The sequence below is a fragment of the Burkholderia ambifaria AMMD genome, from assembly GCF_000203915.1.
Taxonomy (GTDB): domain Bacteria; phylum Pseudomonadota; class Gammaproteobacteria; order Burkholderiales; family Burkholderiaceae; genus Burkholderia; species Burkholderia ambifaria.
The window spans coordinates 1,670,802-1,695,647 of sequence record NC_008391.1; the positions used below are offsets into that span (position 1 = coordinate 1,670,802).

21 protein-coding genes are annotated in these 24,846 nt (G+C 67.1%); 9 read left to right on the forward strand and 12 right to left on the reverse strand.

Going from position 1 to position 24,846, the window contains the following annotated elements:
- Nucleotides 1-28 precede the first annotated feature (28 nt).
- The 4 genes from BAMB_RS23465 to BAMB_RS23480 are packed head-to-tail and all read right to left on the reverse strand — an operon-like array spanning nucleotide 29 to nucleotide 4,161.
- Nucleotides 29-685, reverse strand: coding sequence for a methionine ABC transporter permease (locus tag BAMB_RS23465; protein WP_006752338.1), 657 nt, complete (start codon nucleotides 683-685; stop codon nucleotides 29-31).
- Nucleotides 678-1,853 (reverse strand): methionine ABC transporter ATP-binding protein, encoded by a 1,176-nt coding sequence (locus BAMB_RS23470; protein ID WP_011659643.1) that lies wholly within the window; start codon nucleotides 1,851-1,853, stop codon nucleotides 678-680. Before BAMB_RS23470 ends, BAMB_RS23465 begins: the two co-directional genes overlap by 8 nt.
- A gap of 18 nt (nucleotides 1,854-1,871) precedes the next feature.
- The gene (locus BAMB_RS23475; protein WP_011659644.1) at nucleotides 1,872-3,290 is read right to left on the reverse strand and encodes an LLM class flavin-dependent oxidoreductase; all 1,419 of its coding nucleotides are present in this window, start codon (nucleotides 3,288-3,290) and stop codon (nucleotides 1,872-1,874) included.
- Nucleotides 3,291-3,300: 10 nt separating this feature from the next.
- Entirely contained in the window at nucleotides 3,301-4,161 is an 861-nt protein-coding gene (locus BAMB_RS23480; protein WP_011659645.1) for a MetQ/NlpA family ABC transporter substrate-binding protein, read from the reverse strand.
- A 418-nt stretch (nucleotides 4,162-4,579) separates the two neighbouring features.
- Here BAMB_RS23480 and BAMB_RS23485 point away from each other — a divergent pair, with 418 nt between their 5' ends.
- The 5 genes from BAMB_RS23485 (at nucleotide 4,580) to BAMB_RS23505 (ending at nucleotide 10,817) form a co-directional block, all read left to right on the forward strand.
- The gene (locus tag BAMB_RS23485) at nucleotides 4,580-5,950 is read left to right on the forward strand and encodes a 2-hydroxycarboxylate transporter family protein (RefSeq protein ID WP_011659646.1); all 1,371 of its coding nucleotides are present in this window, start codon (nucleotides 4,580-4,582) and stop codon (nucleotides 5,948-5,950) included.
- A gap of 131 nt (nucleotides 5,951-6,081) precedes the next feature.
- Complete coding sequence (locus BAMB_RS23490) at nucleotides 6,082-7,986, forward strand: sensor histidine kinase (protein WP_041491537.1); 1,905 nt, start codon at nucleotides 6,082-6,084, stop codon at nucleotides 7,984-7,986.
- Nucleotides 7,976-9,337, forward strand: a complete 1,362-nt coding sequence (locus BAMB_RS23495) for a sigma-54-dependent transcriptional regulator (RefSeq protein ID WP_011659648.1) — start codon at nucleotides 7,976-7,978, stop codon at nucleotides 9,335-9,337. Before BAMB_RS23490 ends, BAMB_RS23495 begins: the two co-directional genes overlap by 11 nt.
- Nucleotides 9,338-9,362: 25 nt before the next feature.
- Nucleotides 9,363-9,704, forward strand: coding sequence for a DUF3579 domain-containing protein (locus tag BAMB_RS23500; RefSeq protein WP_011659649.1), 342 nt, complete (start codon nucleotides 9,363-9,365; stop codon nucleotides 9,702-9,704).
- A gap of 261 nt (nucleotides 9,705-9,965) precedes the next feature.
- Nucleotides 9,966-10,817 (forward strand): alpha/beta fold hydrolase, encoded by an 852-nt coding sequence (locus BAMB_RS23505; protein ID WP_011659650.1) that lies wholly within the window; start codon nucleotides 9,966-9,968, stop codon nucleotides 10,815-10,817.
- A 93-nt stretch (nucleotides 10,818-10,910) separates the two neighbouring features.
- Here the strand turns inward: BAMB_RS23505 and BAMB_RS23510 are convergent, their stop codons facing one another.
- Nucleotides 10,911-11,351, reverse strand: coding sequence for a PACE efflux transporter (locus BAMB_RS23510; protein ID WP_011659651.1), 441 nt, complete (start codon nucleotides 11,349-11,351; stop codon nucleotides 10,911-10,913).
- A 98-nt stretch (nucleotides 11,352-11,449) separates the two neighbouring features.
- Here BAMB_RS23510 and BAMB_RS23515 point away from each other — a divergent pair, with 98 nt between their 5' ends.
- Nucleotides 11,450-12,340, forward strand: coding sequence for a LysR family transcriptional regulator (locus BAMB_RS23515; RefSeq protein ID WP_011659652.1), 891 nt, complete (start codon nucleotides 11,450-11,452; stop codon nucleotides 12,338-12,340).
- Nucleotides 12,341-12,519: 179 nt separating this feature from the next.
- Here the strand turns inward: BAMB_RS23515 and opcM are convergent, their stop codons facing one another.
- From opcM to BAMB_RS23535, 4 genes are read right to left on the reverse strand one after another with little or no spacing between them, the layout of a single operon-like run.
- The gene (gene opcM, locus BAMB_RS23520; protein WP_011659653.1) at nucleotides 12,520-14,061 is read right to left on the reverse strand and encodes a multidrug efflux transporter outer membrane subunit OpcM; all 1,542 of its coding nucleotides are present in this window, start codon (nucleotides 14,059-14,061) and stop codon (nucleotides 12,520-12,522) included.
- A gap of 10 nt (nucleotides 14,062-14,071) precedes the next feature.
- On the reverse strand, nucleotides 14,072-17,287 hold the full coding sequence (gene ceoB / locus BAMB_RS23525; protein ID WP_011659654.1) for a multidrug efflux RND transporter permease subunit CeoB: 3,216 nt from the start codon (nucleotides 17,285-17,287) through the stop codon (nucleotides 14,072-14,074).
- Nucleotides 17,288-17,332: 45 nt separating this feature from the next.
- Nucleotides 17,333-18,550, reverse strand: coding sequence for a multidrug efflux RND transporter periplasmic adaptor subunit CeoA (ceoA, locus tag BAMB_RS23530; RefSeq protein ID WP_011659655.1), 1,218 nt, complete (start codon nucleotides 18,548-18,550; stop codon nucleotides 17,333-17,335).
- A gap of 31 nt (nucleotides 18,551-18,581) precedes the next feature.
- Nucleotides 18,582-19,442 (reverse strand): alpha/beta hydrolase, encoded by an 861-nt coding sequence (locus BAMB_RS23535; protein WP_011659656.1) that lies wholly within the window; start codon nucleotides 19,440-19,442, stop codon nucleotides 18,582-18,584.
- A 170-nt stretch (nucleotides 19,443-19,612) separates the two neighbouring features.
- Here BAMB_RS23535 and ceoR point away from each other — a divergent pair, with 170 nt between their 5' ends.
- Complete coding sequence (ceoR, locus tag BAMB_RS23540) at nucleotides 19,613-20,617, forward strand: putative multidrug efflux transcriptional regulator CeoR (RefSeq protein WP_006750356.1); 1,005 nt, start codon at nucleotides 19,613-19,615, stop codon at nucleotides 20,615-20,617.
- A 53-nt stretch (nucleotides 20,618-20,670) separates the two neighbouring features.
- Here ceoR and BAMB_RS23545 read toward each other — a convergent pair whose 3' ends face one another.
- Nucleotides 20,671-21,351, reverse strand: coding sequence for a hypothetical protein (locus BAMB_RS23545; RefSeq protein ID WP_011659657.1), 681 nt, complete (start codon nucleotides 21,349-21,351; stop codon nucleotides 20,671-20,673).
- Between the two features lie 232 nt (nucleotides 21,352-21,583).
- Nucleotides 21,584-21,901 (reverse strand): H-NS histone family protein, encoded by a 318-nt coding sequence (locus BAMB_RS23550; RefSeq protein ID WP_011659658.1) that lies wholly within the window; start codon nucleotides 21,899-21,901, stop codon nucleotides 21,584-21,586.
- A 252-nt stretch (nucleotides 21,902-22,153) separates the two neighbouring features.
- Between BAMB_RS23550 and BAMB_RS23555 the strand changes: the two genes are divergently transcribed.
- Both BAMB_RS23555 and BAMB_RS23560 read left to right on the forward strand, forming a co-directional pair.
- A complete protein-coding gene (locus tag BAMB_RS23555) occupies nucleotides 22,154-22,840 on the forward strand; it encodes a response regulator transcription factor (protein WP_011659659.1) in 687 nt (228 codons plus the stop codon).
- A 322-nt stretch (nucleotides 22,841-23,162) separates the two neighbouring features.
- A complete protein-coding gene (locus BAMB_RS23560) occupies nucleotides 23,163-23,459 on the forward strand; it encodes a DUF4148 domain-containing protein (RefSeq protein WP_011659660.1) in 297 nt (98 codons plus the stop codon).
- Nucleotides 23,460-23,695: 236 nt separating this feature from the next.
- Here the strand turns inward: BAMB_RS23560 and BAMB_RS23565 are convergent, their stop codons facing one another.
- On the reverse strand, nucleotides 23,696-24,775 hold the full coding sequence (locus BAMB_RS23565; RefSeq protein ID WP_011659661.1) for a purine-nucleoside phosphorylase: 1,080 nt from the start codon (nucleotides 24,773-24,775) through the stop codon (nucleotides 23,696-23,698).
- Nucleotides 24,776-24,846: the final 71 nt, after the last annotated feature.

The following is a 24,846-nucleotide window of genomic DNA, read 5'->3' on the forward strand; positions in this document are numbered from 1 at the left end:
ATGAAATGAGCCGCGCTCGTGGCGCCGCTCAGGTACGCCGGGTCACGTGTCGGACCAGGCGGTCGCCCGTGATTTGCACGGCCGATACGAGTGCGATCAGGATCACGATCACGGTCGCCATCACGGTGGTGTCGAAACGCTGGTAGCCGTAGCGGATCGCGAGGTCGCCGAGCCCGCCCGCGCCGACGGCGCCCGCCATCGCGGTCGAGCCGATCAGCGCGACGACGGTGATGGTGAAGCCGCCGAGCATGCCGGGCAGCGCCTCGGGCAGCAGCACGTGCCACACGATGTGGCGGCGTTTCGCGCCCATCGCGAGCGCGGCCTCGATCAGCCCGCGATCGACTTCGCGCAGGCTCACTTCGGCAATGCGCGCGAAGAACGGAATCGCGGCGATCGACAACGGCACGACGGCCGCCCACACGCCGATCGTCGTGCCGATCAGCACGCGCGTAAACGGCAGCAGCGCGACGAGCAGGATGATGAACGGCGTCGAGCGGAACACGTTGACGAGCGCGCCGAGCACGGCGTTCACGCCGCGCCGCTCGTAGATGCCGCCGGGCGCGGTCGTCACGAGGATCACCGCGAGCGGGATGCCGATCAGCGCGGCGACGGCGGCCGACGCGGCGACCATCGACAGCGTGTCACGGATCGCGTCGAGCAGTTCGGGCCACCAGAGTTCAAACATAGCCGAGCACCTCCGCGTGATTCGCATGGCGGCGCGCGCGCTCCAGCAACGCGGCGACCGCGCCGCCGTGTGCCAGCGACTGCCCGGGCGACGCGGCGATCACGAGGCGCCCCTGCGCATGCCCCTGGATCCGCTCGATCCCGCCATGCAGGAAACGCACCGAGCCGCCGAGCGCCGCCGCGAGCGCGCCGACATCCGGCTCGCCGCCGCTTTCACCCGTATAGCGGACGTCGAGCACGACCTGCGCGCCGTCCGGCAGCGCGGCCTGCTCGGGCAACGGCTGCACGCGCGCGGCCAGTTCGGCCGGCAGGTCGTGCACGAGCGTGCTGAGCAGCGCGCGCGTCGCGCCGTGGCGCGGATCGCCGAACACGCGCCATACCGGGCCCGTTTCGACGAGCTCGCCCTGCTCGATCACCGCGACCGTGTCGCACACCGCGCGGATCACTTCCATCTCGTGCGTGATCAGCACGATCGTGAGCCCGAGGCGGCGATTGATGTCGGCGAGCAGTGCGAGAATCGACTGCGTCGTCTCGGGATCGAGCGCCGACGTCGCCTCGTCGCACAGCAGCACCTCCGGATCGTGCACCAGCGCCCGCGCAATACCGACGCGCTGCTTCTGGCCACCCGACAGGCTCGCCGGATATGCGTCGCGCTTCGCGGCGAGCCCGACGAGATCGAGCAACGCATCGACCTTGCGCGTGCGCTCGGCCTTCGGCACGCCGGCGATCTTCAGCGGCAGCGCGACGTTCTCGAACACCGTCTTCGCCGACAGCAGGTTGAAATGCTGGAACACCATCCCGGTGCGGCGGCGCAGCGCGACGAGGCCATCCTCGTCGAGCGCGCCGACGTCGACGCCCTGCACGCGCACGCTGCCCGAACTCGGACGTTCGAGCCCGTTCACGAGCCGCAGCAGCGTCGACTTGCCGGCGCCGCTGCGGCCGATGATCCCGAACACTTCGCCGCGCCGTACGTCGAACGTCACGTCGCGCAGCGCGGCGGCGTGGCCGCGCGGCGTCGCGAACACCTTGCCGACGTGGACGAGCGACACGGCGGCGACGTCAGCCCGCGTGGCGGCTTCCTGATGCGCGCCATGCGCGTCGCGTGCCGCCGCGCCGGCCCGCACGGCCGATGTCTCGATGAAACCCAGCGTATCGAACAGTTGCGTCATCGCTTCGCTCCGTCACGTTCATGCATGCGCGGGATGCGCGGGTTCCGATGCTGGCGCGGCGGCCAGCCGGTGCCGCGCGCCCGTATGCCAGGCCGGCAGCCGCGGGCCGCCGCCGAACAGCTTCTCGCGCAGCGTCGGCGCGGGATCGTAGTCTTCCTTGTAGATGCCGCGGTTCTGCAGCTCAGGCACGACCCAGTCGACGAAATCCTCGAACGACTCGGGCATCACCGTGCGCGTCAGGTTGAAACCGTCGATGCCGGTCTCGTCGATCCACGACTGCAGTTCGTCCGCGACCTGCGACGGCGAACCGACGATCGGCGCGTAGCGCCCGCCGAGCGACATCTGTTCGAGCATCCGGCGCACGGTCCACGTGCCGGTCGTGCTCTTGCGCGAGATCGCGTCGACGGCCGACTGGATCGAATCGGTCTTCACGTACGAGATCGGCTCGTCGAGCCCGTACTTCGCGAAGTCGATGCCGGTCGAACTCGCGAAATGCGCGAGGCCGGCTTCGGGGCTCGCGTAGCGCCGGTATTCGTCGAACTTCTCGCGGGCGAGAAGCTCGGTCTCGGCGGTCACGACGCTCACGCCGGCGAAAATCCTGATCGAGGCCGGGTCGCGGCCCTGCCGTGCGGCGGCCGCGCGGATATCGAGCGCCGCCGCGCGCGCGGCGGCCTTGCTCTGCCCGTTCACGAACACGCACTCCGCGTGCCGCCCCGCGAACTCGACGCCGCGCGCGGACGAACCGGCCTGGTACAGCACCGGCGTGCGCTGCAGCGACGGCTCGCTCAGGTGGATCGCGTCGACCGAATAGAACGGCCCGTCGTGCTTGACGCGCCGCACCTTGCCCGGCTGCGCGAACACGCGCGCCTGCGCGTCGCGGATCACCGCATCGTCGTCCCAGCTTTGTTCCCACAGCTTGTAGACGACGTCCATGTAGTCGTCCGCGCGTTCGTAGCGGTCGTCGTGGCCGATCTGCTGCGCGAGGCCCATTCCGCGCGCGGCGCTGTCGAGATAGCCGGTCACGATGTTCCAGCCGATGCGCCCCTTCGTCAGGTGATCGAGCGTCGACATGCGGCGCGCGAACAGGTACGGCGGCTCGTAGGTCAGGTTCGCGGTCACGCCGAAGCCGAGATGCCGCGTGACCTGCGCCATCGCGGGCACGAGCAGCAGCGGATCGTTGACGGGCACCTGCACCGATTCGCGCAGCGCGGCGTCCGGGCCGCCGCCGAACACGTCGTACACGCCGACGATGTCCGCCAGAAAGATCCCGTCGAACTTGCCGCGCTCGAGCGTCCTCGCGAGATCGGCCCAGTAGTCGAGATCGGTGTAGTGCGCGGAGCGGTCGCGCGGATGCGTCCACAGCCCGTGGTTGATGTGTCCGACGCAGTTCATGTTGAACGCGTTGAGCAGGATCTTCTTGCGGTTCGGCGTCGTCATGTTCCCTCCGTCACCACGCGATCGCGTAAAGCGAGCCGAACGCGTTGTCGAGCGCACGGCGCACCGCCGGCGAGTGCTGGTAGATCGCGATGAACTTGCGGATGCGCGGATCGTTCACGCTCTCGGGCCGCACGACCCACTGGATCGCGAAGTTCTTGTTCTCGGTGCCGTCGAACAGCAGTGCGCTGTTCGGGTCGGTCGTGCCGGCGAGCTTGATGAAGCTCGGGTAGCCCTGCGCGAGGTCGACGTCGTCGAGCGAGCGCGCGAGCTGCGAAGCCTCGAGCGCGATGATCTTCAGGTGCTTCGGGTTGGACACGATGTCGTGCGTCGTCGCCCGGTAGTCGCTGCCCGGCTTCAGCGTGATGAGGCCAGCGCGCTGCAGCAGCAACAGACCGCGCCCGCCGTTGACCGGATCGTTCGCGATCGCGACGCGCGCGCCGTCCTTCAGCTCGGCGAAGCTTTTCACCTTCTTCGAATAGAGGCCGATCTTCATGATCGTGCCGGGCGCGATCGACACGAAGTTGTAGCCGCCCTGCTTCTTCGCGTTCTCGAGAAACGGGATGTGCTGGAAGTAGTTGACGTCGATGTCCTTGTTCGCGAGCGCCGCGTTCGGCGTATTCCAGTCGGTGAACTCGACGATCCGCACGTCGAGGCCCTGCTCCTTCGCCTCCTTCGCGGCGATCTTCAGCGCTTCGATCTGCGGGCTCGTCGAGATGCCGACCTTCAGCGGCGCGGTGTCGGCGCGCGCGCCGCCCGGCAGCGCGACGGCGAGCCACGCGGCGAGCAGCGCGGCCGCCGTCAGGCGAGCCGGCAGGATGAGCCGTGCGAGGCGGACGGCGCACGAGCGGGCGGATAAAACGGCATGCGGCATGGGAACCACTCTCCTGTCCAAGGACGGTATCGACGGATGAGCGACGCCGCGGCGAACGCGCGAGCGTTCTCCGGACAGTCGTCGCATCGGAAAAGGATCAGCCGATGATAGAGAGCGGCAGGAAGGCGGTCTACGAAGCGATTGTGCGAAGAAAATCGCGCGCGGCGATATGGCGCGCGATCGCGGTCGGCCCGGCGCCCGGCCGGCCGACAGGCCGAAATCTCGGCCTGCCCGCCGGACGAATTCCGAAATCTCGGCCGGCCAAGGCGGCCACCCTTTCCGCAGACGAAACAAATCCCTTATAAATCAATGCATTAAAAATATTCAGGCAGGCCGAAATTCTGGCACGGGGGTTGCGTAATAGACGGCACACGATGCCGCGAAGCGATGCAGGCATCCCACAATCAGGAGACACGTCTTGCAGACCTCTATCCATACCCCGTCCCACCCGGAACCGATTGCCGAAGCCAGCGCCGGCGCCGCCACGCGCACACGCTTCTGGCCGGAAGGCTGGTGGAAGCTGATGGAAATCCGCATCGGCATCATCCCGCTGCCGGTGTACGTGATCCTGTTCGCGCTGATCGTCGGTTTCTCGGTCACGGGCAAGGTGCCGGGCGAGATCTCGATGGCGATCGCCGTGCTCGCGTTCTTCGGCTTCACGTGCGCGGAACTCGGCAAGCGCCTGCCGCTCTTGCGCAACATCGGCGCGGCCGCGATCTTCGCGACCTTCGTGCCGTCGGCGCTCACCTACTATCACGTGCTGCCGAAGCCGGTGCTGAACCTGACGGTCGAGTTCACGAAGTCGACCAACTTCCTGTACCTCTTCATCGCGTCGATCATCGTCGGCAGCATTCTGAGCATGGACCGGCGCGTGCTGATCCAGGGCTTCGTGAAGATCTTCATCCCGCTCGCCGCCGGTTCGGTCGCGGCCGCGATCGTCGGCACCGCGGTCGGCACCGCGCTCGGCCTCGGCGCGCGCCACACGCTGCTGTACATCGTCGTGCCGATCATGGCGGGCGGTGTCGGCGAAGGCGCGATTCCGCTGTCGATCGGCTATTCGGAACTGATGCACCTGCCGCAGGGCGAGATGTTCGCGATGGTGCTGCCGCCGGTGATGCTCGGCAGCCTGACCGCGATCATCCTGTCGGGCGCGCTCGACATGCTCGGCAAGCGCCTGCCGCACCTGACCGGCAACGGTCGTCTGCAGGTCGGCGAAAGCGACGACCTGGCGCCGCAAAACGAAGAGATTCGCGGTCACGTCGACGTCACGCACATCGCGGGCGCCGGCATCACGGCGATCACGCTGTATCTCGTGGGCCTGATGGCGCACAAGCTGTTCGGCCTGCCCGCGCCGGTCGCGATGCTGTTCCTCGCGGTGCTGGTGAAGCTGGCGCGCGCGGTGTCGCCGCCGCTGCAGGAAGGCGCGTTCGTCGTCTACAAGTTCTTCTCGACCGCCGTCACGTATCCGCTGCTGTTCGCGATCGGCGTCGCGATGACGCCGTGGGACAAGCTGACCGCCGCCTTCACGGTCGTCAACGTCGTCACGATCGTGTCGACCGTCGCGACGCTGATGGGCACCGGTTTCGTGGTCGGCCGCCTGCTGAAGATGTACCCTATCGACACCGCAATCGTGAACGCCTGCCACAGCGGACAAGGCGGCACCGGCGACGTCGCGATCCTGACCGCCGCGAACCGGATGCAGCTGATGCCGTTCGCGCAGATCGCGACGCGCATTGGCGGCGCAATCGTCGTCACGGTGACGCTGATCCTGGTCGCGCACTTCGGATAATGCACGGCCGCGCGCACCGTCGCGCAGGCTGCTTCGCACGCGCCGCCGCCGGCCCTGCCGGCGCGCGGCGCGCGTCATTGCGGAGGGCCGGTTGCGGAGGGCCGGTTGCAGGTGACCGGTTGCAGGCTTCGATGAGGGCGAACGTGCAGAAGAGCTTCAAGGGAATCCCGTGGTGGGGCTGGGCGTCCGCCGTCGTGCTGTATGTCGGCGTGGCGGGCGCGGCCGTCGATTTCGCGTGGGAACGTGCGATCGACGCGCTGGAGGAAACCGGCGCGCACCGGCTCGACCTGTATGCGTCGAGCCTGAAGAGCGAACTCGGCCGCTTCGAGATCCTGCCCGGCCTGGTCGCCCGCCAGGACGGCGTGCGCGCGCTGCTGAAGGCCGCGCCGCAAGACCGGCCCGCGCTCGCCCACACGGTGAACACGTACCTCGAAGCCGTGAACCGCGACGCGGGCAGCGGCGCGGTCGACGTGATCGACCTGCGCGGCGAAGTGATCGCCGCGAGCAACTGGAACGAGACGATCAGCTTCGTCGGCACGAACGTGTCGTACCGGCCGTACTTCAAGGACGCCCTCGCGCACGGCAGCGGCCGCTTCTTCGGGATCGGCACCAACACCGGCGTGCCGGGTGTCTACTTCGCGAGCGCGGTGCGCGACGACGGCGTGCCGATCGGCGCGGCGGCCGTGAAGATCAGCGTCGACCCGCTCGAATCCGCGTGGCGCGCGCCGGGCGTCGCGGCGATGGTGGTCGACGGCAACGGCGTGATCGTGATCTCGACCGAGCCGGCGTGGAAATTCACCGCGCTGCGCCCGATCACCGCGCAGCAGCAGCGCGACATCCAGGCGTCGCGGCAATACGCGGGCCGCACGGTCGACGTGCTGCCGTACCGCCACATCGGCGACCGCAGCGCCGCCGCGTGGTTCGGCACGTTTCCCGATCCGCGTCGCGCCGGCCGCAACACGCGCTATCTCGTGATGTCGCGCCCCGCGCCGCAGGCCGGCGATTCGCTGATGGTGCTGCTGGACATCGCGAGCGCGCGGCGTCAGCAGGAGACCGCGTTCGTGTTCGTCACCGGCGCGTTCCTGATCGCCGCGCTGCTGGCCGGCTACGCGATCCAGCGCCGTCGGGCGATCGTCGCGCGGCTGAACGCGCAGGACGCGCTGCGCCGCGCGAACGACCGGCTCGAGCTGACCGTCGCGCAGCGCACCGCCGCGCTGACGGCCGCGAACGAGCGGATGCAGCGCGAGATCGTCGAACGCGAGCGCACCGAGCAGCGGCTGCGCGATTCGCAGCAGGAAGTCGTGCATGCGGGCAAGCTCGCGGTGCTCGGGCAGATGGCCGCCGGCCTCACGCACGAGCTGAACCAGCCGCTCGTCGCGATCCGAACGCTGTGCGACAACGCGCGCACGTTCTTCGAGCGCGGCCAGCCGGCGCCGGCATACGCGAATCTCGAACGGATCGGCAAGCTGGTCGACAGCATGGCGGTGCTCACCGGCGAGCTGAAGACCTTCGCGCGCAAGCCCGACGTCGAGCGCGTCGCCGTGTCGCTGACCGAGGCCGTCGCGCATGCACGGTTCATCTACGATGCGCGGATCCGCGACGAAGGCGTGCAGCTCGACGTGAACATCGCGCCGGGCACGACGGTGTCCGCCGAATCGAGCCAGCTGCAGCAGGTGATCGTGAACCTGCTCGGCAACGCGCTCGATGCGGTGCACGATGCGCCCGTGCGGCGGATCGTCATCGAAGCCGCCAAAGTGGACGATGCGAACGATGCGGACGAAGCCGGCCGCGTGCGCTTGACCGTCTCCGACAGCGGCGCCGGCATCGCGCCCGACGTGCTGCCGCACCTGTTCGAGCCGTTCGTCACCACCAAGCCGCGCGGCCAGGGCCTCGGGCTCGGCCTCGCGATCACGTCGCGCATCGTCGAGGCGTTCGGCGCGAAGATCGCCGCGACGAACCGCGACGCGGGCGGCGCGCAGTTCACCATCGAATTCGCGGCGGCGACGCCGCAGCAAAGGACAGAGCATGGAAGATGAGATTCGCGTGCTGGTCGTCGAGGACGATGAAAACGTCCGGATCGGCGTCGAGCAGGCCGTCGCGCTCGCCGGGTTCCCGGTCGACGCGTTCGCGTCGGGCGCCGACGCGCTCGCGCACGTCGCGCCCGGCGCGCCCATCGTGATCGTGTCGGACGTGCGGATGCCCGGCATCGACGGGCTGCAGCTGCTCGAGCGCGTGGTGGCCGTCGATGCGCAGATCCCGGTCGTGCTGATCAGCGGCCACGCCGACATTTCGACGGCCGTCGGCGCGATGCACGACGGCGCGTACGACTTCATCGAGAAGCCGTTCTCGTCGGACGTGATCGCCGGCCGCGTCGCGCGCGCGGTCGAGAAGCGCCGGCTCACGCTGGAGGTGCAGGGGCTGCGCGCGGCGCTCAACAACTGGCAGGGCATCGAGGCGTTCGTGCTCGGCAAGTCGCCCGCGATGGCCGACGTGCGCAAGAAGATCCTGCGCCTCGCCGATACGTCGGTGTCGGTGCTGATCACCGGCGAGACGGGCACCGGCAAGGAACTGATCGCGCGCAGCCTGCACGACTTCGGCAGCCGGCGCGACGCGCATTTCGTCGCGCTGAACTGCGGCGGCCTGCCCGAACAGATTTTCGAGAGCGAGCTGTTCGGCCATGAGGCCGGCGCATTCACCGGCGCGATCAAGAAGCGCATCGGCAAGATCGAATGGGCGCACGGCGGCACGCTGTTCCTCGACGAGATCGAGACGATGCCGATTCCGCTGCAGATCAAGATGCTGCGCGTGCTGCAGGAGCGCGTGGTCGAACGGCTCGGCGCGAACGAGCTGATTCCGGTCGACTGCCGCGTCGTCGCCGCGTCGAAGGCCGATCTCGCCGAGCTCGCGGCCGACGGACGCTTCCGCGCGGACTTGCTGTATCGGCTCAACGTCGCGCAGATCGAGCTGCCGCCGCTGCGCGAACGGCGCGAGGACGTGCCGCTGCTGTTCGAGCATTTCGTGCTCGCGGCCGCGCGTCGCTTCGGGCAGCCGGCGCCCGTCGTCACGGCTGCGCAGGTGTCCGAACTGATGACGCATGCGTGGCCCGGCAACGTCCGCGAACTGCAGAACGTGGCCGATCGCTTCGTGCTCGGCCTGACCGGCGACAGCCTGCTGTCGTCCGGCAGCGCGCCCACGGCGGGCGGCACGCTCGCGGAGCAGCTCGCGTATTTCGAGCGGATGCTGATCGAGGACATGCTCCGGCGTCACAACGGCAACGTTGCGGACGCAAGCGTTGCACTCGGCATGCCGAAGAAGACGCTTTATCACAAGCTGCGCAACCTGCGGATTCCCGCGCGCGGCGACGCGGCGGCCGACGGCGGCGAATGACGCGAACGAGGATACGCACAACGGCATGGATTGCATCGACATCTCCGAACGCGGCCGCCTCATTGGCCAACCCCGCGGCCACCTGATCCGCGGCATCACCCGCGCGCAGAAAACCTTCCGCCCGAGCGACTGGCCCGAACGGCTCGCGGGCGTCATCACGCTGTTCGTCGGCGAACGGCGGCCCGGCTATCCGTGCGCGCTGTCGCGGCTCGCGATGCCGGTCGTCGACGGCGGCGCCAAATGCCTGTTCGTGTCGGACGAATTGCGCACCGTCTGTGCCGATGCATTCGACTTCGCGATGCAGTTCGCCGCCGACAACGATCTGCCCGTCGAGCTTCAGACCGCGCCCGCGCTGGCGGTGCAGTGATCTTGGGGCCGCGTTCGGCGGCCTTTCCCCTTTTTCCTTCTGCCCCTCCGATGCGCGTGTGCGCAGGCGTTCGCACGCGCGTTCGGCGGCGAAACGAATCGTCAGATGATTGAAGGCTTCGATACATCCCCACGCTGCGACAAGGGTTTTCAGCCGAGCCATCAATAAAATTGATCGTCGCGATGAAAATTATGCGTTTTCCTTGCAGGTCGCCGTGATGCATAGTTGCGTCGTGTTGACGCACCTTTGAGTCTTTCAGCCATGAACATGCGAATCGAGCCGTCGGTGCTCGCGAACCCGGACCTGCAATTTGCGACGCTTTCGTCGGGCATCAGCCTGCCGTATGTCGAGCGGGGCAGCGGCGCGCCGATGGTGTTCGTGCACGGATCGTTGTGCGACTACCGCTACTGGGATCCGCAACTCGCATCGCTGTCGGCACATTACCGCTGCATCGCGCCGAGCCTGAGCCACTACTGGCCGGCCGTCGAAGCGGGCATCCAGGACGAGTTCAGCTGGCAGAACCACGTCGACGAGCTCGCCGAATTCATCGACGCACTCGATCTCGGCCCCGTGCATCTCGTCGGGCATTCGCGTGGCGGCAGCGTCGCGTTCAACGTCGCGCGCCAGCACCCGCACCTCGTCGAGTCGCTGACGCTCGCCGATCCGGGCGGTCCGCTGCAACAGCCGGGCGTGCGCGAAGCCGCGCTGCCGGCCGCCGCGATCGCGCTGCGCACGAAGGCCGTGAACCTGATCGGTCAAGGTGAAGTGGAAGCCGGCCTCGAGATGTTCGTCGACTCGGTGAGCCTGCCGGGCGCATGGAAGAAGAGCACGTCGCGCTTTCGCACGATGGCGATCGACAACGCGAGCACGCTGCCGAAGCAGCTGCGCGATCCGCTGCCCGCGTATTCGCAGCATGCGGCGTCGGATATCGCGTGCCGCACGCTGCTGATCGACGGTCAGCGCAGCCCGAAGATGTTCCGCAACAACGTCGACACGCTGTCGCAGTGGATCGGCGATGCGCAACGGCAGACCGTCGCCGGTGCGTCGCACGGGATGAACGCGGCAAGCCCCGCGGTGTTCAACCGTTTCGTGCACGAGTTCGTCGCCGCGTAACGCGCTCGGGCGGCATTCGTTCCGCCCGCAACTCCCCTTCTCTTTCGACGCGAATCGACGCGGCCCGCCCGCGTCGGTTCGTCATCCCATGCGTTACGCGATCGGTTCAGCCTTGCGCGTCACCGCATCCGGCAATCCGAACACGCTGTCGAACGACCAGTTGTACACGAACGTGAAGATCGGGAAGAACACGATCAGCACCGCGTCGTACAGGAACGCCTGCAGCAGCGACACGTCGAGCCACCACGCGATCAGCGGAATCAGGAACGTCACGAGCGCGATCTGGAATCCGATCGCATGCACGATGCGCCGCCCGACGGTGCGCGTGGTTTCCGCACGCCGCCGCTCCCACGCCTCGAAGCCGAAGTTGTAGAGGAAATTGACGGTGACGCCCGTCGTCGAGATCATCACGCCGAGCAGGCCGCTCGTCGTCGCGCTCGCGCCGCTCAGCATGCCGAGTACCGACGACGCGACGAGGATGCCGAGCACCTCGAACATCACGACGTAGACTATGCGTCTCTTCCATCCTTGCATCACTCATCACCTTCGTATCGAACCAGGTGGCGAGACTACAGCGGGCACTTCGCCCGCAAAAGTCAGGTCCTTTCAATTTTTCTGACAGGAGGCCGCACGTGCTGACCAGCGACCACATCGACATGCTGCTGACCGTCATCGACAAAGGCTCGTTCTCGGCCGCCGCGCGCGCGCTCGGTCGCACGCCTTCGGCCGTCAGCATGGCGATCGCGAATCTCGAGGCCGAGCTGGACCTCGTGCTGTTCGATCGCGGCACGCGCGAGCCGACGCCGACTGCCGCGATGGCCGCGCTGCTGCCCGATGCGCGGTCGATCGCCGAACGGCTGCAGGCGCTGCGCGCGCATGCGCAGCATCTGTCGGAAGGCGTCGAGGACACGCTGCGGCTCGGGCTCGCGGCGGAACTCGACGGCGCACCCGTTGCGCGTGCGCTGAGCGCCGTCGCCGCGAAGTATCCGGCGCTCGCGATCAGCATCGTCACCGCGCCGCAAGATGCGATCGTCGACGCGCTGCATCGCGGCGCCGTCGATCTGTGCGTCGCGTACGGCGGGCTCGATCTTCATCCGCAGGAACAGATCCACGCGCTGTGGACCGAGACGTTGATCGCCGTTGCCGCGCCGGGACATCCGGCGATCGCCGAAGCCGCGCATCCCGAGGCGATCGAGCGCTTGTCCGGTTTCCGGCAGATCGTGATCGCCGATCCGGAACGGCCGCTCACCGACGTGCGGCCGGTGATCGGTAATCGCACGTGGAAAGTGACCGACATGGCGACCGCGATCGCGTTGGTAAAGGCCGGCCACGGCTGGGCCAACCTGCCCGAATCGACGATCGGCCGGTATGTCGACACCGGCGAGCTTGCGCCGCTCGTGTTCGCGAACATCCGCAACGGGCTGCTGCTGCCGGTGTATCTGCGGCGGCCGAAGCACACGGGGCTTGGCAAGGCGGCGAGCGAACTGGTGCGGGCGTTGCGGGCTGAAGGCCACGCAGCCTGATCGGGGTGTGCGGCGGGACACCGCCGCACGCCCCCGTTCGGAGGGACTGGATGGGCCTGACCGTTAGTTGCGGTATAGACGACGCACCATGAAAAACCCCCGGTCACGCAGGCCTGAGCCTGCATGCCGGGGTTCTTCGATTCGCGGCCGACGAGCGACGAATCGCCCGCCGTTCACGCTCAGCGCGCCGCCACGTCCGCCTTGCCCGTCGCCGCATCACCCACCGCCGTCGGCGCCGGTGCATTCCCCCACCCGCCGCCCAGCGCGCGAATCAGATTGACGGTCGACACCGCCTGCGCACCGGTCAACTGGTTCGCCTGCAATTGCGACTGCAGCACCGACCGCTCGCTGTCGATCACGTCGAGATAGGCGACTTCGCCTTCCTGATACTGCGTACGCGACAGCGTCGCCGCACGGCGCGACGCGTTGACGGCCGCATCCTGCGCGCGAATCTGGTCGTCGAGCAGACGCAGATCGGCGAGGTTGTCCTCGACCTCGCGGAACGCGACGAGCACCTGCTGCCGGTAGTTCGCGACCTGCTCGTCGTACTGCGCGCGCGCCTGCTGCACGCCGGCCGCACGCCGCCCGCCGTCGAACAGCGGCAGCGTCAGCGCGGTACCGGCGAACGGCCCGAGCAGGAACGTGCGGCTCGACCACAGGAACAGGTTGCCGAGCGTCGACGCCTCATACCCGAACGCGCCCGTGATATCGAGCTTCGGGAAATACGCCGACTTCGCCAGGCCGATCCGCGCGTTCGCCGCCGCCATCGCGCGCTCGGCCGCCGACACGTCCGGACGCCGTTCGAGCAGCGCGGACGGCAGTCCCGCCGGAACCTTCACCGCGACCGGCACGATCGGCGTTTCCTTGAACGCGAAGTCCGCGGGCGCCTTGCCGAGCAGGATCGCGAGCGCATGCTCGGACGCCGCGCGCCGGCGCGCAACGCCGACCGCATCGGCCTGCGCGGTCGCCAGTTCGTTCTTCGCGCGCGACACGTCGAGCTCGCTGATGTCGCCTTCGTTGAAGCGACGCTGCACGAGCTTCAGCGCCTGGTCGCGCAGCTCGACCGTGCGGCGGTACAGGTCCTGGTCCGAGTCGAGCTGGCGCAGTTCGAAGTAGTTCTGCGCGACGTCCGCCTGCAGCGCGAGCTGCACCGAGCGGAACAGCGCTTCGCTCTGCGCCTGGTCGGCGCGCGACGCCTCGACGTTGCGGCTCACGCGGCCGAACAGGTCGGCCTCGTAAGACACCGTGCCCTGTGCGCGCCACAGCGTCGCGTTGGTCGGGCCCGTGCCCTGCGGCTGGAGCTGCGACGCCGACGACAGCCCCTGGCGCGTCGGCCCGAACCCGGCGCCGACCTGCGGGAACCACTGCGAGCGCGCGGTGCGGGTCGCCGCACGCGCTTCCTCGACGCGCGCCGCCGCGGCCTTCAGGTTCTGGTTCGCGGCGAGCGCCTGCGACTCGAGCGAGTCGAGCACCGGATCGCCGAACACCTTCCACCATTCGCCGCGATGCTCGCCGTCCGCCGGTTCGGCGGTCTTCCACGTGCCGGCCTGTTCGCCGGCCGCGAGCGTCGGCGCTTCCTTGAACGCCGCGGGCGTCGACACGTCCGGGCGCTTGTAGTCAGGGCCCACCGCGCACGCGGCGAGCAGCGTCGCGAGCAGGGTGCTCGCGGCCGCCACCTTCGCGAAGCGCATCAGGCCATTCGAGTTGTACATGTTGTCCATCTTGTTGTCCTCAAGCATCCGAAGCCGGCACGCCGGTAGCCGGCACGCCCGAACCCGACGCGCCATAGCCGGCGGAGTCCTTCCCGGCGACGTGGATCTTGCCGCCCGCGAGCGTGCGCAGCACCACGTAGAACACCGGCGTCAGCATCAGCCCGAACAGCGTCACGCCGAGCATCCCGAAGAACACCGCGATACCCATCGCATGCCGCATCTCCGAGCCCGCACCCGTCGACGTGACGAGCGGCACGACGCCCATGATGAATGCGATCGACGTCATCAGGATCGGGCGCAGCCGCAGCCGGCTCGCCTCGATCGCGGCCTCGAGCGGCGTCCTGCCGTCATGCTCCAGTTCGCGCGCGAATTCGACGATCAGGATCGCGTTCTTCGCCGACAGCCCCACCAGCACCATCAAGCCGATCTGCGTGAAGATGTTGTTGTCGCCCTGCGTGAGCCACACGCCCGTGAGTGCCGACAGAATGCTCATCGGCACGATCAGGATCACCGCGAGCGGCAGCGTCAGGCTTTCATACAGCGCGGCGAGCACCAGGAACACGAGCAGCACGCTGATCGGGAACACCCACATCGCCGAATCGCCCGCTAGGATCTGCTGGTACGTGAGGTCGGTCCACTCGAACCGCACGCCGCGCGGCAACGTTTCATGAGCGATGCGCTCGACCGCGGCCTGCGCCTGCCCCGACGAGAAGCCCGGCGCCGGGCCGCCGTTGATGTCGGCCGCCGTGTAGCCGTTGTAGCGCACGACCATTTCCGGGCCGAACGTCGGCGTCACCGTGACGAGCGACGACAGCGGCACCATCTCACCCTTGTCGTTGCGCGTCTTCAGCTGCAGGATGTCGTCCGCGCGCTGGCGGAACGGCGCATCGGCCTGCACGCGCACCTGGTACACGCGCCCGAAGCGGTTGAAGTCGTTCACGTACAGCGAGCCGAGATACACCTGCATCGTGTTGAACACGTCGGTGACCGGCACGCCGAGCTGCTTCGCCTTCACGCGGTCGAGATCGACGTTGAGCTGCGGCACGTTGATCTGGTAGCTCGTAAACAACGGGCCCAGTTCAGGCGCCTGCTGCGCGCGCTTGATGAAGTCGTTGGTCGCGTCCGACAGCTTCGCGTAGCCCACTGCGCCACGATCCTCGATCTGCATCTTGAACCCGCCGAGCGTGCCGAGGCCAAGCACCGGCGGCGGCGGGAACACCGCGACGAACGAGTCCTTGATCGCCCCGTACTGCTGGTTCAGCGCACCCGCGATCGCGCCGGCCGACAGCGCCTTGCCGTGCCGTTCCGAGAACGGCTTGAGCGTGACGAACACGATGCCCGCGCTCGAGCTGTTCGTGAAGCCGTTCACCGACAGCCCCGGGAACGCGACCGCGCTCTCGACGCCCGGCTGCTTCAACGCGATCGAGCCCATGTCGCGGATCACCTTCTCGGTGCGGTCGAGCGACGCGCCGTTCGGCAGCTGCGCGAACGCGATCAGGTATTCCTTGTCCTGCGCGGGCACGAAACCGCCCGGCACGATCTTCGACACCAGCACGGTCGCGCCCACCAGCACGAGGTACACGCCGAGCATCAGCGTCTTGCGCGACAGCACGCCGCGCACGCCGCGGCCGTAGTTCTCCGCGCCGCGATGGAACACCTTGTTGAAGCGCTTGAAGAAACCGCCGAGCACGCGGTTCATCACGCGCGTGAGCCAGTCCTCCTTGTCGCCATGACCCTTCAGCAGGATCGCGGACAGCGCCGGCGACAGCGTCAGCGAGTTGAACGCCGAGATCACCGTCGAGATCGCGATCGTCATCGCGAACTGCTTGTAGAACTGGCCGGTCAGGCCCGACATGAACGCGAGCGGCACGAACACGGCGACGAGCGTCAGCGCGATCGCGATGATCGGCCCGCTCACTTCCTGCATCGCCTTGTAGGTCGCCTGCCGCGCGTTCATCCCGCTTTCGATGTTGCGCTCGACGTTCTCGACCACCACGATCGCATCGTCGACCACGATACCGATCGCCAGCACCATCCCGAACAACGACAACGCGTTGATCGAATAGCCGAAGCCGAGCAGCAGCGAGAACGTGCCGATGATCGACACCGGCACCGCGATCAGCGGAATCAGCGACGCGCGCCAGGTCTGCAGGAACACGATCACGACGATCACGACCAGCGCGATCGCCTCGAGCAGCGTATGCACGACGGCCTTGATCGACGAACGCACGAACTGCGTCGGGTCATAGACGATCTTGTAGTCGATACCGGCCGGCATGTCCTGCTTCAGCTCGGCCATCGTCTTGCGCACTTCGTCGGAGATCTGCAGCGAGTTCGCGCCCGGCGACTGGTTGATCGCCATCGCGACGGCCGGCTTGTTGTCGAGCAGCGAGCGCAGCCCGTACTCGGACGCGTCGAGCTCGATGCGCGCGATGTCGCGCAGATGCGTGACGCCGCCGTCCGGCGTCGTCTTCACGACGATGTCGCCGAACTCGTCTTCCGTCTGCAGACGGCCGCGCGCGTTCACGGACAGCTGCAGCGGCGTGCCCGGCAACGACGGCGACGCGCCGATCACGCCGGCCGCGACCTGCACGTTCTGCTCGCGGATCGACCGCACGACGTCCTCGGCGGCCAGCCCGCGCTGCGCGACCTTCTGCGGATCGAGCCACACGCGCATCGCGTAGTCGCCCGAACCCCACAGCTGCACCTGGCCGACGCCCTGGATCCGCGACAGGCGATCCTTCACGTTGATCAGCGCGTAGTTGCGCAGGTAGGTCATGTCGTAGCGGTTGTCCGGCGAGATCAGGTGGACCACCATCGTCAGCGTCGGCGAGCTCTTCACCGTGGTGATGCCGAGCCGCTGCACGTCTTCCGGCAGGCGCGGCAGCGCCTGGTTCACGCGGTTCTGCACGAGCTGCGTGGCCTTGTCCGGATCGGTGCCGAGCTTGAACGTGACGGTGATCGTCATGTTGCCGTCGCTGTTTGCCTGCGACTGCATGTAGAGCATGTCCTCGACGCCGTTGATCTGCTCTTCAAGCGGCGACGCGACCGTCTCGGCGATCACTTTCGGGTTCGCGCCCGGGTATTGCGCCTTCACGATCACGGAAGGCGGCACGACTTCCGGATACTCCGAAATCGGCAGCAGGAACATCGCGATCACCCCGCCGAGCAGGATGATCACCGATAGGACTCCTGCAAAGATCGGCCGGTCGATAAAAAATTTGGAAATATTCATGGGTTGCTCTGTCTGGTTGAACGCGGAAGCGAAGCGGCGGGCCGCTTACGAATCCGCCTTCGCCGGTGCGGCCGGCTTCGCAGTGCTCGCGAGCGGCGCGGACGGCGCATCGCCGCCCGTCATCGGGACCATGTGCGGCTTCACCTGCTCGCCGGGTCGTACGCGCTGCGTGCCGTTCACGATCACGCGGTCGCCGGCGGAAAGTCCGCTCACGATGACGCGCCGGTTGCCGTGCTGCATCCCCTGCTGCACTTCGCGATACGACACGCGGCCCTGCTGGTCGACGACGAACACGAACTTCTTGTCCTGGTCCGTGTTGATCGCCGCGTCGTCGACGAGCAGTGCCTGGTGCGGCGCGCTGCCGCCCACCTTCACGCGCGCGTAGAGGCCGGGCACGAGCGCACCGTCCGCATTGTCGAAGCGTGCACGCACGCGGATCGTCCCGGACGACGTGTCGAGCCGGTTGTCGACCGAATCGATTTCGCCGCTGCGCGAGTAGCCGGTTTCGTTCGCGAGACCGAGCTCGACCGGCACCTTGCGGCCGTTGCGCGCGCCGTTGATGTATTGCAGGTAGGTCTGCTCGTCCGCGTCGAACGATGCGTAGATCGGCGACACCGACACCAGCGTCGTCAGCGGCGCGGCCGACGCACCGGCCGACACGACGTTGCCGAGCGTGATTTCCGCGCGCGACACGCGGCCCGAGACCGGCGCCGTGATCCGCGTATAGCCGAGGTTGATGCGTGCCGTTTCCAGCGCGGCTTCGGCGGCCTTCAGGTTCGCGCTCGCCTCGCGCGCGGCGTTCTGCTTCTCGTCGTAGTCGCGCTTGGCGATCGCGTTGTCGCCGATCAGCCGCTGCGCGCGCTGCCAGTCGCTCTGCGCGTAGCCATTGCGTGCCTGCGCGCCGGCGAGCTGTGCCGCGGCACGGTCGACTTCCGCCTGGTACGGGCGCGGATCGATCACGAACAGTACGTCGCCTTTCTTCACGAGCGCGCCGTCCTTGAAGTTCACCGCGACGATCGTGCCCGACACCTGCGGGCGCACGTCGACTTTCTCGACCGCTTCGAGGCGGCCCGAATAGCTTTGCCAGTCGGTGACGGTCTGCGGCACGACGGTCGCGACGTCGACTTCGGGCAGCGGTGCCGCCGCCTTTTCGGGCGCGTTCGCGCTCACGCGCATCGCGCCGAACGTGCCGAGGCCGACGACGGCGAGCGTCACGATCGCCGCGGTGGCGATTCGGGAACGGGAGGTGCGTAGGATGGCCATGTGGATCTCCAGTAAGCGTGGATTGGTCTGTTTATTCGGAACGGTTCGGCTGGCGCGCCTGGAAGCGGCACTGGAAGAAGCGGACGGCTTCCTCGAGCGCGGCTTCGTGCGTCGCGAGCGCCGCGTGCGTGACGTCCGGGTAGCGGATCACCTGCGTGAGCACGCCCGATGAAATCAGGCAGCCCGCATATTTCTCCGCTTCGACGTGCAGCACGTCGTTCTGCGCGGTGACTACGAGCGTCGGCGGCAGGCCCGCGAGGCGCACCGATTCGAGCGGCGCCGCATACGGGTGCATGCGCTGCGCCGCCTGCGGCAGATAGGCGCGATAACAGGCCGCGCATTCGCGCGCGGTGATGTCGGATGACAGGCGTTCGGCGTCGCCGATGCGCGTCATGCTCGGGTCGAGCATCGGCCCGAACAGCGCCTGCGCGGCGATCGACACTTCGCCGCGATCGCGCGCGATGAACGCGAGACAGTTCGCGAGCTGGCCGCCCGCGTCGTGGCCCGCGACGCCAATCTTCTTCGGATTGCCGCCGAACGCGCGGGCGCGGGTCGCGGCCCACACGGCGGCGCGATACGCATCCTCCGGCGCGGCCGGGAAAGGAAAGGCCGGCGCGAGCGAATAATCGACCGACACTACGAGAGCTGGTAAGCGTTCTGCTAAAAAGCGCGCGGCGAAGTCGGCGTCGTCGAGCGAGCCGCGCACGAAACCGCCGCCGTGGAAGTAAAGCACTACCGGCAGTCCGGTCTTGTCCGCGCGCCGATAGAGGCGCAGCGAGATGTCCTGCGCGTAGCCGGGGATTTCCACCTCCGCGACCGTCAGTGCCGCGCCGGCTCTGGCTTCGGCGGGCAATGCGGCTTTCAGGAATTTGCTGAATTCAGAAGCGTCCATGACGATGCAGGATCCATTTCGAGATGGAACGAATTCTGGGTCCGGCAGACATCGGGATAAATGCCTATAATCCGGCAACACAATTCAACACCCCCGAACAATCCCAGGCTGCGTTTACCCATGAGGTAGCGCAGCCTTGTTGTTCCGGTCATAAGATTGCGGAGGTTGTGATGGACCGGCTTCAGGCCATGCAGGTGTTTACTCGCGTCGTCGATACAAGCAGCTTCACCAAGGCAGCAGAAACGCTCGGCCTGCCGCGGGCGTCCGTCACGACGATCATCCAGAATCTGGAAGCTTTCCTCGGCGTGCGCCTGATGCACCGGACCACGCGCCGGCTGTCGCTCACGCCGGACGGCGCCGCGTACTACGAAAGGTGCGTGCGGATCCTCGCCGATGTCGAGGAAACCGAAGCGAGCTTCCAGGCAAACAATCGCAAGCCGCACGGAAAGTTGCGTATCGACATGCCAGGCTCGATCGGGCGGCTGCTCGTGATCCCGTCCCTATGCGAATTCCATACGCGCTATCCGGACATCGATCTGCAGCTCGGCCTGTCCGACCGGCCGGTCGACCTGCTGCAGGAAGGCGTCGACTGCGTGATCCGCGTCGGTGCGCTGCAGGACTCGTCGCTCGTCGCGCGCCGCGTCGGCCTGTTCGAATGCGTTTCGGTCGCGGCGCCCGCGTATCTGGAGAAGTACGGCGAACCGCAGACGATCGAGGACCTGAGCGATCACAAGGCCGTCAATTACTTCTCGAGCCGCACGGGCCGCACGATCGACTGGACGTTCCTGACCGACGGCAAGGAAGTCGAGGTCAAGATGAACGCGATCGTGTCGGTCAACGACGCCGACGCGTACGTGACATGCGGGCTCGAAGGCTTCGGGCTGATCCAGCCGCCGCTGTTCATGGTGCTGCCGCACCTGCGCGACGGCCGGCTCAAGGAAGTGCTGCCCGGCCTGAAGCCGCTGCCAATGCCGATCTCCGTCGTGTATCCGCACAGCCGGCACCTGTCGCCGAAGGTGCGCGTGTTCGTCGACTGGATCGCCGAAGTGTTCGACCGCTGCCCGCTGCTGAGCGGCAAGGGCAGCCTCGACGCGACGTGCAGCAAGCGCACGTTCGAGGAAGCCGAGCGCGCGCCGGTGCTCGACACGCCGGTCATCAACGAGTGGGTCGCGTAAAGAGCAACGGTGGGGCAAGCGCTCCGCTTGCCCTCTACGCTTCATCCGCGCGCTCACCGGCCTGACGAGCGCGCGGCGCGGCCGGACCGCCTCACCACCCGCGCGAGCGCCCTCGCCGCGCCGACGCGCTGCCCGCGAACCTGCCGTCCACAGTGACGTTCAACCACGCCGATCTGGTTGCTGAGGAACGCGATGGTCTGCTCGATCCCGCCGCGTACGCTCGGGTGGCATCGAGCCAGCAGCTGATATTCCGCCATCAGCGTGCGCGCGAGTTGCCGCCGGCGCTGCACCAGCGCCTGGACATGCTGCAGTTGCGGGTCGGCAAGCGGCTCGGCAAACCGGGCGCTCGACGGCGCGTCATCGAGTATGCACGCCAGTTCCGTCATCATGCGCGCATGGGCCCCTTTCCCCTCGAGCGGCAAGTCCAGCGATCGCGCGACGAACGCACGGGCCTGATGCAGGTGAACGACCGCCACCGGCAAGCGTGCCGCCTGCAGCGCGCACGCCGCTTCGCACTCGTAGCCGCCGGCCGATTCCACCACCACGAGCGCCGGTGACCACTCGGCAATCGCATCGGTCAACGATTCGATGCCGAACGTCTCGTTCCGGTAGCCGAACACGAGTCGCATCGACGAAGCGCACACTTCGATGATCTCGCGCGTCACGCCGACGCCGACGCAAATGCGCTCGGGCATGAGGTCCCCGCCGTCCGGCTGGTTCACGTCCGCGATCATCGGCGCCCCCTTCCCATGCGCCGGGAGCCGCAACCGGGGTGACCATTGCGAGAACTGATATAATCAAATTGTAATATCTGGAACCGGTTCCATTTTCGACGAGGTTCCGTCGATCGCGCGGCCGATCTCCGCCCCCGGGCGTTGGATTGCCAACGATTCGCGGCCGCATCGACCCGGCAAGCGGCGCGGGCACCCTCGATGGCCATTCGATGTTTTTTTATCGACTTCACGATCAGGATTCCTCATCTTCAGGTTGCTCATGCGATTCCGAGTCGATCAGAAACCGGTCTCGATCCTGACCGCGCAACCATACCGGTTCCCGCCCCACTCCCGACCAGGCCTGCCCCGTTTCCGGGTTGAAGTATTTCACCCGTCGCCGCTTCCCCGGCGCACCGCTCTGGGCGGGAAACACGTCCTTGACGCCAAATCCGAATTCCTCGATGCACTGCCGGATTTCGAGCAACACCATCGTCGCAATCGCGAGTCGCTCCCGAACCAGTTGCTCCTCGAGCAGCGCCTTCTTTTCCATGAACGACTTGTACACCAGCATGACCATCCTCCCCGAGCAACTCCTCCAGAATCCCATTGATTTGGATTACTAAAATGCTACGACACTCGATCCGAAGCTTCCATGTTCATGGCCGCCGCGTTCAGAATTGTTGACAATTTCCCGAATCGGACCCATGCGAACATGCGCCGCGGATCGCCGGCCGACATCCGGCTCCAAGCTGGGCGCGAATCCGCCTTATCCGCGTTGCGTCCGGCTCGATATCACCACACGCGACAAATAGGTGCACCCACCATGCACGTTCTATATCTCGAGGACGACACGACGTATGTCGAACTCATCAATTCGATACTGGGAGAGGCGGGACACAGCGTGCATTCCGTCGGCAACGGTCATGAGGCGATCCGCCATCTCGAACGCACGGTCGTCGATCTGCTGATCCTGGACTGGGAGGTACCGGGCCTGTCCGGCTTCGAAGTGCTCAAATGGGCACGCGAGCGGATCGGCGGCACGCTGCCGATCCTGTTCCTGACGATCCGCGCGCACGAAAACGAGGTTTTTTCCGCGATCACGGCGGGCGCCGACGACTACATGATCAAGCCGATCAATCGTTTCGAATTGCTGGCGCGCATCAACGCATTGCTGCGCCGCGCCTATCAGGGCGGCGATATCCAGCAGGACGTGCTGGACATCGGCATCTACCGGATCGATACGAAGGCGCGTGAGATATGGGTGCACGGCACCCCGGTGAAGCTGACGCCGCGCGAATTCGAACTCGCCGTCCTGCTGTTTCGCCATTTCGGCCGCATCATGCCGCGCGAAGCGCTGATCCGTTCGCTCTGGGGACGCGACATGGCCGGCGCGTCCCGCAGCCTCGACACGCACATCTACCGACTGCGCACGAAACTCGCGCTTCAACCGTCGAACGGTGTGCGTCTCAGCGCGGTCTACACGCTCGGCTACCGGATCGAAGCGGTCTGACGCGCGAGCATTCGATGCGCGGCACAGAAGAGACCTTTGCGCCGGCAAGGACAATCGCATCAGCCCACGCGCGATACGCGTCGCACCGCTGTCGCCCTTGCGGCATGGGGCTGCGGGGCGCGGTTCGCCGCCCTGATGGCCGTGTGGAATGCGATTGTTCCGCGCTGACGACAATTCAATTCGCGGCTGCGCCATTTATCGCAACCCGGCGGACACCTAGAGTAAACCCTGTCGCGCACCTCGTTGCGCATCGAACAGCCCCGTTTGACGGGACCGGAGCCAGCGCCCGCGCGCCAACTCCGACCAACACAGGAGTTACGTCATGAACCGCCGCCATCTTCTTTCCGCGCTCGCCCTCGCACTCGCCGTGTCCGCACCGGCCTTCGCCGATACGAACACCCCGCAAGCCGGCGATTACGGCAACGCGTCGTCGTACACGCAACACAACAATGGTCCGCGCACCCGCGCCGAAGTCAGCGCGGAAGTCGCGCAGGCGCGCCGCGACGGCACGCTGGCCTGGCTGCGCAAGGCGAATTCGTATCCGCAAGGGCTCGAACTCGCGCAAGGCCCGTATCGCTCGATGCCGGAAAGCAACCAGCTCGCAGGCGGGGGCCGGTAAACGTGCAACGCCGCGCAGCGGATGAACCGGTGCGCGGCGTCGTGACATCGCTGTCGAACACGCGATGAGTGAGTCAATTAGCTAGTCAGTTGCAGGAGCCTGTGATGAACGATCAACTTCCTTCGCCGCTCGATCATTGGGACGACACCACGCCGGTCTGGACGCCGTTCCGTTCGGCGCCGCGGTCGTCGCACTGACCGCCACGTCGACGTCTCGCTGATGCCGTCGTGCTGCCGTCAACGGCGCGGCACGCCGTCACGCCACTCGCCCCAGTGCGTGACGATGTCCTGGACGAGCGGATTGCCCGCGCGGTACAGGTTCTCGGTCGCCGGCGCGAAGCCCCCCTGGTCCGCGTAGTTCAGCAGGTTGTCCGCGCTCGTCTGCCCCGCATACGGCCGGTCGAAGTCGGACCCCGTGCGCAGCACCGCGACGCGCGACAGGTCGACCCGCTTCACGCTCGCCGCGCGCTTGAGCGCTTCAAACGTCGCGTTGTCTTCCTGCGCGGTCATGCAGTAGGTGCCCTTGCCGTCGGTCAGGATCTTCGTCCACTGGCGCGCGCGCTCGCCGATCAGCGTGCCCGAGAACCACGTGTTGCCCGATGACGTGTCGCACTGGATCACCGTCGGCGGCCGGTTCGCCGGCGCATACGTGAACTTCGCGCGCGCGGCCTGGGCCTGCGCGCTGTCGGCGAGCACGACGTTGCGCGACAGCGCATACGCGGCGTCAGTCAGCTGCGGATTGAGCTGGAACACTTCGGTGCGGTAGTCGAGCGGCGGCTTGTCGTTCGGACTCTTCGTGTTGATGCCGAGAAAGCCCGTGTTCCAGCCGGCCGGAATCTCGCGCGCATCGAGCTCCCACTGCAGGCTGAAATCGACCAGATATTTCGACCATGCGGCGGAGCCGACCGTGCCTTGCGCGGGGTCGACGCCCGCGATGCCCGAGATCAGGAAATACGTGCGGCGCAGGTCGAAGCGCTGCGAGAACGTGAGCGCCATGATCGTCGCCGACGCATTCGCATAGCCCATGCCGGTCGTGACCACGCATACGTCCTGCTTGTTGCAGTGGACGTTCGGGTAGTCAGGTGACAGGCCGGGCACGGCGATGTCGCGCCACGGGCCGATGCGGTCGAGCCACGCTTGGCCCTCGGGACCGAACATCGTGATGATCATGACCTTGACCGGGCGGCCCTGTGCACCGGTCTCGGCGAATGCGGCGTTGCCCGCGTTGTTGCCGGGGTTGTCCTGCGCGATCGACGGCGCGGTCGCACAGGCCGCGAGCGAGAATGCGGCGGCGGAAAGGATGGAGCGAGTCAGCATCGGCGTTCCTTGTTTCGGGATGTTGGGTGAGAACGGCTGTCGGAGACTGCGCGAGGAGTATAGAACGCGCC